Origin of the sequence: Streptococcus sp. DD13 (assembly GCF_001578875.1) — a bacterium.
Classification (GTDB): Bacteria; Bacillota; Bacilli; order Lactobacillales; family Streptococcaceae; genus Streptococcus.
In genome coordinates, this window is sequence record NZ_KQ969506.1 from 870,201 (window position 1) to 883,515 (window position 13,315).

Below are 13,315 nucleotides of genomic sequence, written 5' to 3' on the forward strand. Positions count from 1 at the left end.
AATGGTCCGTCCCAATACCAAGCGTTCTAGGCCACGTCGTACGGTCTCCACTTCCGGTAATTCTGGCATCTTAACTCCCCTCACCTGTTTTTTAAAATTATACTACAAAAAGAAGCAGAAGCCAAAAACGACCTTCCCAACAGGGATAACCACTAAAAACCCTCCCCGTAGACTCTCCTAGGAGAGGGTCGAAAGACTTCTCGATGTTTAGGGAACGACGGAAGATAGGACACCAAAAATAGGATTTCGATCCAGTAAGAAGGAATCAATCGAAAAATTTTAAGATATAGCATGGTTCCATTTTAAGAGGACACAAACACCAGTTGTAGGATCCTACAACTGGTGTTTCATTTTAATATTCTTTTTGGTTATAGCCAAAGTCAGCCAAATCTAGCTTCTTGTCTCGCCAGTTTTTCTTCACCTTGACCCAGGTTTCAAGAAAGACCTTGTCTCCAAGCATCAACTCAATATCTTTCCGAGCAAGAGTGCCAATTTTCTTGAGCATGGCGCCTTGCTTCCCGATGACAATTCCTTTTTGGCTGTCACGCTCCACCATAATTGTCGCTCGGATATGGACCTTATCGGTCTCTTCATCCCGCTTCATCGACTCAATGACTACTGCGACAGAATGGGGAATCTCTTCACGAGTCAAGAGCAAGACCTTCTCCCGGATCATTTCAGAGACTAAGAAACGTTCCGGATGGTCTGTGATTTGATCTGACGGGAAATACTGGAACCCTTCCTCCAGCTTATCACTAAGGACGTCGACCAAGTGGGAGACATTATTTCCTTGGAGGGCTGAGATAGGGATAATCTCCTCAAAGTCCATCTGACCGCGGAAGTCGTCAATCTGCTCTAGAAGCTGATCAGGATGCACCTTATCAATCTTATTGATGACGAGAATGACTGGCACCTTGGCTGCTTTTAGCCGCTCGATGATCATGTCATCTCCCTTCCCACGCGCTTCATCCGCCGGCACCATAAAGAGAACTGTGTCCACCTCGCGCAGCGTGCTATAGGCTGACTCCACCATGAAGTCACCTAAGGCTGTCTTAGGCTTGTGGATACCAGGCGTATCGATAAAGACAATCTGCTCCTTATCAGTCGTATAAATCCCCATGATTTTATTACGGGTCGTCTGAGCTTTATCGCTCATAATAGCAATCTTTTGTCCCATCACATGATTGAGAAAGGTCGATTTCCCCACATTTGGCCGACCCAAGATGGCTACAAAACCAGATTTAAATGTCATAAATACCTCGTTTTCTTCATCAAAGTCCCCGATGGACTATCCAAAAAAGATTCGCCAAATCTTTGGCAGAAAAATAATCGCTCCAATAAGAGCAGAGATCCCTGATACCAGCAAAACCGCTGCTGCTGCCATGTCCTTGGCATTTTTAGCCAGCATGGAAAAATGGTAGTTACTGGCCAGATCAACGACGTTTTCAATCGCAGAGTTAAGGATTTCAAATGCAATGACAAGCCCTATACTCAGAAGGAGAAAAAGCCACTCCACCCGGTCTACTTGAAAGAGAAAGCCTGCTAGAATAACCAAAAGGGCACTGACCAGATGCTTCCGCATATTGCGCTCTTCCTTATAAGCAGTGACCAATCCTGTCAAGGCAAAATCTAAACTATCCGCCATACTGCGGTTTTTCCACTTTTTTTGTGGCTTATTCTCGCGTAAGTCCATAGGCTGTCAAAATCTCTTCCTGTAAGCCAAACATTTCCTTCTCTTCTTCTGGCGTATAATGGTCATAGCCATTGATATGAAGAAATCCATGTACTGCTAAAAATCCCAATTCTCGCTCATAAGAATGCCCGTATTCTAGCGCTTGTTCCCGCGCCTTTTCCACAGAGATATAGAGTTCCCCGATATAGGCATCAAACTCATCGAGCATAGCGGCCAAATCAGGATCCATTTCCAGGTCTGATTCCTCAAAGGTAATCGACTCCTCTGGCTTGTATTCCAAGGATACCACATCCGTCGGACGATCCATCCCTCGATATTCTAGATTCACTTCATGAATCCGCGCATTATCCACAAAGGTGACTGCCATCTCCTTTGTCTCCTTATGAATACGCTGACTCGCTGCTTCAAGCAGACCTCGAATGTCAGCTTGCATCTCTTTAGAAACTTGTCCTGTTTCATCAATCATGTCGATATACATGCGATTCTCTTTTCTTTTCTTACAGCCAAAGAGGACAACTGGTTAGACGAAAGGACCAATTGTTCTCTTTTTTACTTATCCGACACTATTATACCATAAAAAAAGAAAGCAGAGAAAGCTTTCCTCTACTGTTCTTCTGTCACTTCCATAAGGATGAGGCGATGGTGCGCGTAGACGACTTAGGACCCTCTACAGATACAGCCTACTGCCTCTCACAAGAAGGGGACTAGACTGCGATTCGTCCTCTGCCATCCACTCACCCTTTTGAAACCTGCCGTTGTAGCGCACTCATCTGTGCATAGATCCCTCCCTTTCGGAGCAGATCGTCATGTCTCCCTCGTTCCACGATTTGCCCATCAGACAATACGAGAATCTGGTCTGCATGCTGAATCGTAGACAATCGGTGGGCAATGACAAAGCTAGTTCTCCCTTCCTGGACCACCTCCATCGCCCTTTGAATGACTTCTTCTGTCTCCGTGTCGATATGAGAAGTCGCTTCATCTAGAATCAAGATTTTAGGGTCTGCGTAGAGGGTTCGTGCAAAAGAAATCAGTTGCCGCTCCCCACTAGAAAAAGCAGCTCCCTTTTCAAAGACAGGTTCATCAATGCCTTTGTCTAATTTGGCTAGTAAGTCCTGGGCTCCCACCTTTTCCAATGCTTCAAGGACGCGCTTCCGGTCGATGCCTTTTTGTGTCATGGCGACATTGGTCGCTATCGTCCCCTTAAACAGATACGGATCTTGCAGGACAATTCCCATTTGGTGCCGAAGGCTTTCCCTAGAAAAGTCTCGGATATCCTGCTGGTCCACCAAAATACGCCCAACTTGTGGATCATAAAAGCGATAGAGCAAGTTCACAATCGAAGATTTACCTGATCCGGTATGACCAACGAGGGCGATGGACTCCCCCTTTTTGGCATCGATGTGAATATCCTTTAATACCAGCTTCTCATCTTTATAAGCAAAAGAAACCCCATCAAAGACCACATGTCCCTCCTGAATAACCATAACTTGATCGGCATCTTCTTCAACTGGTTGGTCCAACAGGCTTAGAACTCTTTTTCCTGTTTCCAAGGAACGTTGAAAATTGGGTAGTTGATGCCCCAGCTCTCCCAGCATGTCAAACAAGTTAATCAAATAAGACAAGGTGATAAACAACAGACCCGCTGTCATGATGTGATGTCCTGCTAGAAATTGAAGACCCAGCAGAGTAATGAGTCCTGCAATGATGAGATTCCGCAGCAATTGAACTAAGGCCCAAGAGAGCGCGGCATCCGCCCAGATGATGCGTTGGTCTGCCTGACTCATTTTCTGAGTGATTTGCTCAAATTCATCTAAGGAGGCCTGTTCCTGTCCATAGAGCTGAATCAGACTAGCCCCATGGAGGGTTTCACTGACTTGCGTATTGACCTCGCTTCTGGCATCATAAAATTCCTTCATCGGATGATCCGTTAGCGACCGGTAGAGCCGCTGGATTCCATAAAAAATCGGAAGTACCAGCAAAAACAGAAGACCCAATAGTCCATTCAGATATACTAAAATTCCCAACACCAGAGCGATACGAGCTAGATTCAGGAAGATTCCAACAGCTGTAGAGTAAAATTGCGTCCGGAGCGTTTCTGTATCATTGACGATACGCGTTGCGATTTGGCCAGCTGGTTTGTCATCAAAGTAGGAGATGGGAAGATTTTGCATGACCATATAGGCTCGATTTCGCAAGTCTTCCGCAATTTGATTTCCTCCCCGATTGAGGATGACATTTCCCCAGTAACGAAGCATAAAGCCAACCAATAACGATAAAAAGTAAGTAGCTGCCAGTGTTAGTAAGGTCACTTGATTGGCACTACCTCCCTGATCCAAAGCAGTCAGAGGTCCATCAATAATGGCCTGTAATAAAAAGCTGGAAAACTGAACAATGACAGTGTACAAGATGACTAGCAAGGTTCCTAAACAAAAGACTTTCTTATGGCGAAAAATCTCACTCAACAATCTCTTGAGTACAATCATGGTCCTCTCCATTCTGTTGTTGTCGTTGGTATTGCTCATAATACCAGCCTTGGGCGGCTAATAAGTCCGCAGCACTTCCTTCTTCTAGGATTCTCCCTTGATCCATCACGATGATCCAATCCGCCTCATGGACAGCTGATAAGCGATGCGAAACAATCAGGGTTGTTTTCATCCTTCTTTCTTGTTTCATATTGTGAATAATGGCCGCTTCTGTCCTTACGTCTACTGCCGACAAAGAGTCGTCTAAGATCAAGAGATCTGGATCTCCTAGGAAAGCTCTCGCAAGGGAAATCCGTTGTTTTTGTCCACCTGAAATGGAGACCCCTCGTTCTCCAATCCTAGTATCCAATCCTTGGGGCATCTTTTTTAAATCCTCTGTAAAAGCGGCAGTGTGAATCGCATGAAGAATCTCTTCCTCACTTGCATCCGGACGTCCAAGTGCAATGTTTTCGCGGATCGTTTTGGAAAAAAGAATATGCTCTTGAGGAACATAGCCGATATGTCCTTCCACACTTCTACGCTTGTAAAGGGCCATCCCTTTCTCATTCACGTCAAAAGTCCCCGTTCCCAAAGGATACTGCCGCAATAATTGACGGACAAGGGTCGTTTTGCCCGATCCGGTTTTTCCGACTATTCCCAGGGTTTGCCCAGATTGGATCTCTAAATTGATCTGCTGTAGGCTTTCTTTGGTCGCTTTAGGATACGTAAAATGGTAATTGTCGAAGACAATCTTGTCCACTTTGTCCAATAAAATGGACCCGTCTTCTTCCAAATCATCTGTCTCCTGGATTAGCCCATTGACTTTTTGAAAGGCCGTATTCCCCAACTTATAGATAGCCACAAGGTCAGATAAATTCCAGAAAGGGCCTAGCAAATTAACCGTATACAGCTGAAGAGCAATCACTTGTCCCAGGGTCACTTCCCCTTTTGAGAGGAAATAAGCTCCCGATAGCAGGACAGATAAGGTAGACACTCCCACCAAACCAAAAGAGAGAGGACCAAACAGATACTGAAGGGAGACAATCTTATTCCCCGCTTGGGCCAAAGTATGCGTCTTTTGCTGAAACTGCGACAGTTGGCTCTGTTTCTTGCTATAGGCTCGAATGACCCGGATCCCTTCAACGGTCTCTAGGACCTCATCATTCAAGCTGACGATTGCTTCTCGATTGTCTTCTACCAAGAGATCCATATAAGCTCCAATATAGTAAATAGAAGCCCCGAGGACAAGGAGAGGAAGGATAGCGATGAGACTCATTTGCCAGTTGATCACAAACATAGCCGGTATGATAAAGGCCACCATCCCTCCCCCATACAAAAGAATCATCATCCCGTAGCCAACCATTTCCATCATCCCCTCTACGTCCGTCGAAAAGCGGGTCAAAATATCGCCAGATCGAAACTTTTCATAAAAAGGGGCGCGCATGCGAATCATCTTCTGAAAAGCGATTTGTTGGTAGAGCAATTTAAAACGAGTCGAAGACTGGAACAACTTGTAGCCCCAGAAATATTCTACTAGATAGTTAAGCAAAGCCGTTCCTATCAATAAGAGAATATCCTGGCGTAAACTATCTGGTGTGAATTGTTTTTTAGCCAGTGCGTCCACCAAGCGCTGGATAATCTGAGTTGGAATAAGACTCAGATAAGCATACAAGATCAATGCGAGAGAAATCGCTCCGTATAAAATCCGGTGTTCCTTCACATATTTCCATAAAACTCCTAGCATATAGACTCCTTCTGATTAAACAACTCCTCTAGCTTGCAAATGAGCGCATAAAAAGACCCGGGATTGTTCTCCCATCTCGAGCTCATACGGAACTCCCCTATATTATCCAAGGACCTCAGAAGCTGTACGAAAAGGAGAAGAACCAGCATCCACTACTTTGATTTCACCAATACTGTTCATGTGCTTTCTCCTTTTCGATTTCTTTCTTTCGGATACTCTTGACCCTCTCAGTTCTCAAGACCTATTCCTTTTCTTCCTCACGAAACACAGGTTGCGGACCAAATGTTTGGGAAACCGGCATCAGCTCAATCCGATTGATATTTAGGTGCTTGGGCTGCTGGATCAACCAAGCGATGGTTTCTGCGATATCCTCTGGTCGAATCGCTTGTGCCCCCTTATAAAGTGAGGTCACACGCTCTTGATCCCCCTTAAACCGAACAGTGGAAAACTCTGTCCCCTCACATAAACCAGGCTCGATAGTGGTCACCCGAATGTGCTTTCCTGCTAGATCAGCCCGGAGATTCAGGGAAAATTGCTTGACAAAGGCTTTCGTCGCACCATATACATTGGCCCCTGGATAGGGAACCGTCCCCGCAGTCGATCCCATATTTATCACATAGCCACTATCTCGTTCCACCATCTGAGGGAGGAGACGATGCGTCAGGTAGATCAGGCCCCAAATGTTGGTCGCAATCATGGTCTGCCAATCCTCCGGGTTCGCCTGATAGGCTGGATCCAAACCAAGGGCTAAACCAGCATTGTTGACGAGAACATCTACTTCGCTCCATTCAGCAGGTAAGTCGTCTAGCGCCTGATCCACTTGCTGTTGATCTGATACATCCATCTTTAAGGGATAAAAGTGGCTCCCTAGCTCTTCCCGCATTTCTTCTAATCGGTCGAAGCGTCGCGCAGCACCAATCACTCGGTGACCATCTGCCACAAGACGATGACAAATTGCCCGTCCAAATCCAGAAGAAGCTCCCGTGACTAAAATTGTTTCCCCCATTTGCATCCTCCTTGCTTTTCCTCTATTGTAACACAAAACTCTTCTGTAACGGAGAGGGCCGGTCTGTCCCCAGGAAACCATTCGCAACGGATATAAAAATCCAACAAGAGGCTCGACTTTCTATCCAAATATTTTTAAAGGAAACTATTGACAGCTATGGGGAACACATGGTATAGTAGATAAGTAATGCTGGTTTAGCTCAGTAGGCAGAGCGCATCCATGGTAAGGATGAGGTCGCCGGTTCGATCCCGGCAACTAGCATCGCATACCTAGTCCAAAGAGATTTGGACTTTTTTTGTTCCCTTCAATCAAAAGAAAAGTTTGAAGACAGCTCTTCCGTCTTCAAACTTTTGATTGTTCAATTTATTTCGGCTTAGAGGTGGACTGATCATAAGCCTGGATGATATCTGCAACAACGGGATGCCGTACCACATCCTTGGCTGAAAAATGGACAAAGTCGATCTGACGAATATGCCCTAATTTTTCCATGGCATCGATCAAACCCGACTTGGCATGATGAGGCAAATCAATTTGACTGATATCTCCGTTAACGATCATTTTAGACTGGAAGCCCAGACGAGTCAAGAACATTTTCATCTGCATGACAGTCGTATTTTGTGCCTCATCTAAGATAACAAAAGCATCATCGAGGGTCCGGCCCCTCATATAGGCTAGGGGGGCAATTTCGATCGTCTCCCGCTCCATCAAGCGTACAGTCTGCTCCTTGCCTAAAATCCGATACAAAGCATCATAGACCGGACGCAGATAGGGATCCACCTTTTCCTTAAGGTCTCCAGGAAGAAATCCCAGGCTTTCACCGGCTTCAACAGCTGGTCTTGTGAGGATGATCCGCTTGACTTGACCGCGTTTGAGGGCGGTTACGGCCAAAGTCACTGCTAAAAAGGTTTTTCCAGTCCCAGCTGGCCCTATCCCAAAAACAATATCATGATTTTTGACGCTATCGACATACATCTTTTGGCCCAGCGTCTTGACACGAATGGGATTTCCAAAGTTGTCCTTGATGATTTCTTCTTCATAGAGGGCGATAAACTTGTCCATCTCATCATTTCTAGCCATATTCATAGCTGTCACAACATCCGCCGTCTGAACCAGCATCCCCCGACTGACCAAGACCAATAGGGCCTGGATGACTTGCCGAGCAAGCTCCACATTGGCTGTATCCCCAAGAACTTGCACGCGCTCCGTCCTGGCATGGATGGTCACGTCTAATTCTTCTTCCATTAGACGCAAGTGTCGTTCATTGGAGCCAAATAGGCTAAAAGCATCATCTGGATGATGCAGTAGGATATCCACTGACATTTCTTCCATATAGGATCCTCATTTTCCTTCTATCATTAATGGGCCAGGTACTCTTCCCAAATCTGATCAAAATCTCCCAGATTGAAGGAAAAACTCGCCTGATCTTCTAAGTAGCGACTAATCTCCTCAAACTGATCGGTATGTTTGGGGAAGGTGGAATCTTCAAATACCAAATCAGCCAATAAAGCAACTGGAGCATTGGACTTGGGATTTCGTTGTGTCATCAACCAGGTATAAAACGATTTTCTCATTCTCCCAACAGCTCCGTCCCAAACTGATCTTGTTTGATTTTTCCTGCCTTCATTAGTCCTCCGAGTGCCTTTTTAAACTGTCCCTTTGAGATGGCAAATACTGCTCGGATCTCATCCGGAGATGACTTATCATTGAGCGTCATAAAACCACCCTTCCCCCGAAGATAGGTTAAAATCATCTGGGCATCGTTTTCTAACATTTCAAAAGAGCGTGGTTTCAAGGACAAGTTCAAGGTGCGATCCACCTGACGATAACCGATCACCCGAACCTGCAAGACTTCTCCTAAACGAGGTTCTTGATAACGTTCCGATGGGTGGATAAACCCCAGCATGTTTTGCTCAGGGAGGTAGACAAAGGTCCCTGACAATTTGAGACGGTAGACTACTGCCTCTAAAGTTTGATTTTGCATGTTGTCATAGGCAGGTCCCGCTAGATGTTGAAAATCCTCCGGTTGAGCTGGAATCGCCCAGAGGCGGTCCTTCTTATCCACCTGGTAACGAACATACAAGCGGTCACCCTTTTGCGGCCATAATTCTTTGATTTCTGGCAGAATATCTAAAGATACAACGACCTCTTTATCTGGGAGCCCTGTATCGAGAAAGACACCTAGGTCCTTGCGAACATTGGTCACCGTCCCCCAACCATACTGGTCTAATGTAGCACCTACCTCTTTTGTCGTCAATCGCAAACGTTGCTTCAGGTCACTGTAGACAAAGCCTGTTACAGCCTGACCTAAACGATAGTCCCCTTCATCTTTCGACAGGGCAAGTGTTTGACCATCCTTTTGAAGGAAATAAAATTGCTGATTTTCATCAATCACGATTCCTGTAATCGTATGTGCAAGTAATGGATTCATAGTGTTCTCTCTGTTTTCTTAGGTCTCTCTCAATCGGTCGGTCTCCAAGGGATTGTCCGTGACGCATCTTTTTTTGCGTCCGATCGTTGGGGACGCCTTATTGCAAAACGGAGCTTAGGGGACCCCAAGCTCCTCAAATGTTATCTTAAACCGTTAAGAGTTCTTTCTCTTTTTCTGCCGTCATGCTGTCAATCTTTTTCACAGCTTCATCGGTTGCTGCTTGGATTTCTTTTTCCAATGACTTCAAGGTATCTTCTGTGATTTCCTTGGCCTTTTCTAATTTTTTCGCTTCATCCATGGCATCGCGACGAATATTTCGAATCGCGATTTTTGCATTTTCACCGACTTTCTTCACTTCTTTAGCCAAATCCTTACGCGTTTCCTCTGTTAAGGCTGGAATGACTAAGCGAATCACAGTCCCATCATTTGCTGGTGTGATTCCAAGGTCTGAAGCATTGATCGAACGTTCAATATCTTTTAAAATGGATTTGTCAAAAGGCGTAATCAACAATACACGGGCCTCAGGAACCGTGATGGAAGCCAATTGATTAAGAGGTGTCTCTGCACCGTAATATTCAACCGTCACACGGTCTAATAAACTTGCATTGGCCCGTCCTGCCCGGATCCCGCCAAATTCTCTACCTAATGCATCATGAGAATGTGCAAACCGTTCTTTTGCTTTTGTGATAATTTCGTGACTCATAGTTTATCCTTTTCTTATGTTAATTGGAAACAGTTGTTCCGATTGCTTCTCCAAACACGACACGTTTGATATTGCCTGGCTCATTCATATTAAAGACGACGAGGTCAATGTCATTGTCCATGGACAAGGTAGAAGCAGTTGAATCCATAATTCGCAATCCTTTGGCAAGGACATCCCGGTGGGTTAATTCATCAAACTTCACCGCATTTGCATCCTTTTTAGGATCCGCATTGTAGACACCGTCTACTCCATTTTTAGCCATCAAGATAGCATCCGCCTCAATTTCGGCGGCACGAAGAGCAGCTGTCGTATCTGTTGAGAAATAAGGAGATCCAATCCCTGCCCCAAAGATTACAATACGTCCCTTTTCAAGATGACGGAGCGCCCGACCACGGATATAGGGTTCCGCAACGGATTGCATCGCAATCGCAGTTTGAACACGTGTGTCCACATTTAACTGTTTCAAACTATCGGCCATGACCAGGGCGTTCATAACGGTCCCCAACATCCCGGTATAATCCGCTTGCACCCGGTCCATCCCAGCCTCAGCAGCTGGCTCTCCACGCCAGAGATTTCCGCCACCAATAACCAGGGCAATCTGAACACCTGATTCAGCCACTTCTGCGATTTCTTTTGCAATTTCTTGAACAGTTGGGAGGTCAATACCGACCCCTCGCTCTCCTGCCAAGGCTTCTCCAGATAATTTGATTAAAACTCGATTATACTTTGGTTCTACCATCTTTTTCTCCTCTATATGATCTTATTTATTCTATCATATTTTGAGCATTTCACCTAGTAGAATTTAGAAAAAACTAGCTTCTTCTGCTCCCTTAAGCCATGATTAGAGACTGTCCTTCTAGTCAATGGTTTGATAGGATACTTTCAATCCTGCTTGTACCGCTGGCCGTTGATTGATTTTTTCGGCCCAGTCCAAGAGATGTGGGTAAGATGTGGCATCTAAAAAAGTGGCTGCTCCAGGATAAATTTGATCTTGTAGCAAACGTCCATACCAGGACCAAATGGCAATGTCTGCTATGCTATATTCCTCCCCAATAATATAGGAACGTTTCGCCAGCAATTGATCCAAAAGGTCCAATTGGCGCTTGGTTTCCATGGTATAACGGTCGATCGGATATTGTTGCTCAGTTGGCGCATAATGGAAGAAATGGCCGAATCCACCCCCAACAAATGGTGCCGCTCCAGTCTGCCAGAAAAGCCAATTGAGTAACTCCGTCCGACCTGCGCGATCTGTTGGTAACAAAAAATGATGTTTTTCTGCTAGATATAGGAGAATGTTCGCTGATTCATAGACAGCTATTTCTTGACCTTCTGATTGGTCTAGGAGGGCTGGAATTTTCGAATTAGGGTTAATCGCTACAAAACCTGAGCCAAATTGTTGACCACGCCCAAAATCAATCTTGTACAAATCGTAGCCGGCATCTTGGATCCCTGCCGCCTTTAACTCTTCTAACAAAATCGTCACTTTGATCCCGTTTGGTGTCCCCAATGAGTAGACTTGATAAGGCTGCTTGCCTCGAGGCAAGTCCAGTTCAAACCGGCTACCTGCTGTCGGCTTATTCCCTGTCACTCCATCATTTGGTGCATCCCATTTCCATACTTTAGGCTTTTGATAGTCTGTCATTTTCTGTCTCCTTGATTCATTTTCTAAGCAATTTCTTCGCTTTCATTTACTACCTTATACAATCCCACAGAGAATGTCAATCATTTGAAACAGGATCTTCTGGTGAATCCTGACCGCGGCCTATACAAAAAAACTCTACAAATTGTAGAGTTTTCATAGTGATTAAAGTGAATTTACATCAACTTTGATACCAGGACCTTGTGTAGTCGTGATAGAAAGGTTGGTTACGTAAGTTCCTTTTGCTGTAGCTGGTTTTGCTTTTTGGATAGTATCATTGAAAGCTTTGAAGTTTTCAACCAATTTTTCAGCTTCAAAGGATACTTTACCGATGATGGCTTGCACGTTACCTGCACGGTCGGCACGGTAAGTGATTTTACCACCTTTAGACTCTTCAACTGCTTTTGCCACATCCATCGTGACAGTACCAGTTTTAGGGTTTGGCATCAAGTTACGTGGTCCAAGGACACGTCCAAGACGTCCAACAAGAGCCATCATATCAGGTGTTGCGATAACGACATCAAAGTCCAACCAACCGTCGTTAATTTTTGCAACGAGGTCATCTTCTCCAACAAAGTCTGCACCAGCAGCTTTTGCTTCTTCAGCTTTTGCACCACGTGCGAAAACCAAAACGCGAGACGTTTTACCAGTTCCGTTTGGCAAGACCATTGCGCCACGGATCTGTTGGTCAGCTTTTTTAACGTCGATGTTCAAGTTGTAAGCAACTTCTACAGTTGCATCAAATTTTGCAAAGTTGGTTTCTTTTGCAAGGGCTACAGCTTCTTCTACGCTGTATGCTTTGGTGCTGTCGATTTTCTCAAGAGCAGCACGAAGTTGTTTGCTTTTTTTAGCCATTTTTTATTCTCCTTGTTAAGTGGTTCAATCGATTTTCATCTCCCACGTCACTCGTCAATCTGATCAAGTGTAGTGCGGGCAAATGGGGCTGGACAGATTAGTCTGTAACAGTGAATCCCATAGAACGAGCAGTACCTTCGATCATACGCATTGCAGACTCAAGGTTTGCAGCGTTCAAATCTGGCATCTTAGTTTCAGCGATTTCTTGTACTTGAGCACGCGTTACAGTTGCAACTTTAGTAGTGTTTGGAGTACCTGAACCTTTTTCAACCCCTGCAGCTTTTTTCAACAAAACAGCCGCTGGTGGTGTTTTTGTAATGAAATCAAATGATTTGTCTTCATATACTGAGATAACAACTGGGATAATCATACCTGCTTGATCAGCAGTACGAGCATTAAATTCTTTCGTGAATCCCATGATGTTGATTCCTGCTTGACCAAGCGCTGGTCCAACTGGTGGAGCTGGAGTTGCTTTTCCGGCAGGAATTTGAAGTTTTACAATATTTTCGACTTTCTTAGCCATGATATAAAATCCTCCTATGTGGTTTTGGCGGTAAGATAAGATTTGTTACCTCCCACAAGTGCGCCGAAGCACATACTATATTAGTATACTAGAATTCCCCAAAAATGCAAGAGAAAAAGTTTACTTTTTCAACTTTTTAGATTACAATGAAGCTATGATGATTCTAAAGATTCTTGCCCTCGTATTTTTTTCGTCTCCTTTTTTTTCTCTGCTCTTGTCGTTCGTTTATTGGGCCTTCGAAAAAAAGGGATTAACTTTGCAG

Annotated in this window: 15 protein-coding genes and 1 tRNA gene; 1 reads left to right on the forward strand and 15 read right to left on the reverse strand. The window is 44.8% G+C overall.

All coding sequences use genetic code 11. From position 1 onward, the window contains the following. From STRDD13_RS08965 to STRDD13_RS04020, 7 genes are all read right to left on the reverse strand, one after another. The coding region (locus STRDD13_RS08965; RefSeq protein WP_156471272.1) for a DNA-formamidopyrimidine glycosylase family protein at positions 1-69 on the reverse strand (69 nt) is incomplete at its 3' end. Positions 70-352: 283 nt separating this feature from the next. Then, positions 353-1,252 carry a GTPase Era gene (gene era, locus STRDD13_RS03995; RefSeq protein ID WP_067102185.1) on the reverse strand — a complete coding sequence of 300 codons (900 nt, stop codon included), beginning with the start codon at positions 1,250-1,252 and terminating at the stop codon, positions 353-355. 36 nt (positions 1,253-1,288) lie between these two features. Beyond that, complete coding sequence (locus STRDD13_RS08720) at positions 1,289-1,693, reverse strand: diacylglycerol kinase family protein (protein WP_067102187.1); 405 nt, start codon at positions 1,691-1,693, stop codon at positions 1,289-1,291. Continuing rightward, on the reverse strand, positions 1,674-2,171 hold the full coding sequence (ybeY, locus tag STRDD13_RS04005; RefSeq protein WP_067102189.1) for an rRNA maturation RNase YbeY: 498 nt from the start codon (positions 2,169-2,171) through the stop codon (positions 1,674-1,676). Before ybeY ends, STRDD13_RS08720 begins: the two co-directional genes overlap by 20 nt. Positions 2,172-2,427: 256 nt before the next feature. Beyond that, positions 2,428-4,176 (reverse strand): ABC transporter ATP-binding protein, encoded by a 1,749-nt coding sequence (locus STRDD13_RS04010; protein WP_067102192.1) that lies wholly within the window; start codon positions 4,174-4,176, stop codon positions 2,428-2,430. After that, entirely contained in the window at positions 4,148-5,899 is a 1,752-nt protein-coding gene (locus STRDD13_RS04015) for an ABC transporter ATP-binding protein (RefSeq protein ID WP_067102195.1), read from the reverse strand. Before STRDD13_RS04015 ends, STRDD13_RS04010 begins: the two co-directional genes overlap by 29 nt. Positions 5,900-6,140: 241 nt before the next feature. Further along, positions 6,141-6,905 (reverse strand): SDR family oxidoreductase, encoded by a 765-nt coding sequence (locus tag STRDD13_RS04020; protein WP_067102197.1) that lies wholly within the window; start codon positions 6,903-6,905, stop codon positions 6,141-6,143. A 188-nt stretch (positions 6,906-7,093) separates the two neighbouring features. Here STRDD13_RS04020 and STRDD13_RS04025 point away from each other — a divergent pair. Then, positions 7,094-7,166, forward strand: a tRNA-Thr gene (locus STRDD13_RS04025). A 102-nt stretch (positions 7,167-7,268) separates the two neighbouring features. On the opposite strand, the gene STRDD13_RS04030 is transcribed toward STRDD13_RS04025, so the two are convergent. From STRDD13_RS04030 to rplK, 8 genes are all read right to left on the reverse strand, one after another. Then, positions 7,269-8,234 carry a PhoH family protein gene (locus tag STRDD13_RS04030; protein WP_067102200.1) on the reverse strand — a complete coding sequence of 322 codons (966 nt, stop codon included), beginning with the start codon at positions 8,232-8,234 and terminating at the stop codon, positions 7,269-7,271. 26 nt (positions 8,235-8,260) lie between these two features. Next, positions 8,261-8,476 (reverse strand): YozE family protein, encoded by a 216-nt coding sequence (locus STRDD13_RS04035; RefSeq protein ID WP_067102202.1) that lies wholly within the window; start codon positions 8,474-8,476, stop codon positions 8,261-8,263. Next, complete coding sequence (locus tag STRDD13_RS04040; protein ID WP_067102205.1) at positions 8,473-9,333, reverse strand: CvfB family protein; 861 nt, start codon at positions 9,331-9,333, stop codon at positions 8,473-8,475. The genes STRDD13_RS04035 and STRDD13_RS04040 overlap by 4 nt, the downstream gene beginning before the upstream one ends. A gap of 145 nt (positions 9,334-9,478) precedes the next feature. Continuing rightward, positions 9,479-10,036, reverse strand: coding sequence for a ribosome recycling factor (frr, locus tag STRDD13_RS04045; RefSeq protein WP_067102207.1), 558 nt, complete (start codon positions 10,034-10,036; stop codon positions 9,479-9,481). Positions 10,037-10,055: 19 nt separating this feature from the next. Continuing rightward, positions 10,056-10,775, reverse strand: a complete 720-nt coding sequence (pyrH, locus tag STRDD13_RS04050) for a UMP kinase (RefSeq protein WP_067102210.1) — start codon at positions 10,773-10,775, stop codon at positions 10,056-10,058. 117 nt (positions 10,776-10,892) lie between these two features. After that, positions 10,893-11,678, reverse strand: a complete 786-nt coding sequence (gene yghU / locus STRDD13_RS04055; RefSeq protein ID WP_067102212.1) for a glutathione-dependent disulfide-bond oxidoreductase — start codon at positions 11,676-11,678, stop codon at positions 10,893-10,895. A gap of 162 nt (positions 11,679-11,840) precedes the next feature. Further along, complete coding sequence (gene rplA / locus STRDD13_RS04060; RefSeq protein WP_067102215.1) at positions 11,841-12,530, reverse strand: 50S ribosomal protein L1; 690 nt, start codon at positions 12,528-12,530, stop codon at positions 11,841-11,843. A gap of 97 nt (positions 12,531-12,627) precedes the next feature. After that, positions 12,628-13,053: a 50S ribosomal protein L11 gene (rplK, locus tag STRDD13_RS04065; protein WP_067102219.1), complete on the reverse strand. Its 426-nt coding sequence runs from the start codon at positions 13,051-13,053 to the stop codon at positions 12,628-12,630. Positions 13,054-13,315: the final 262 nt, after the last annotated feature.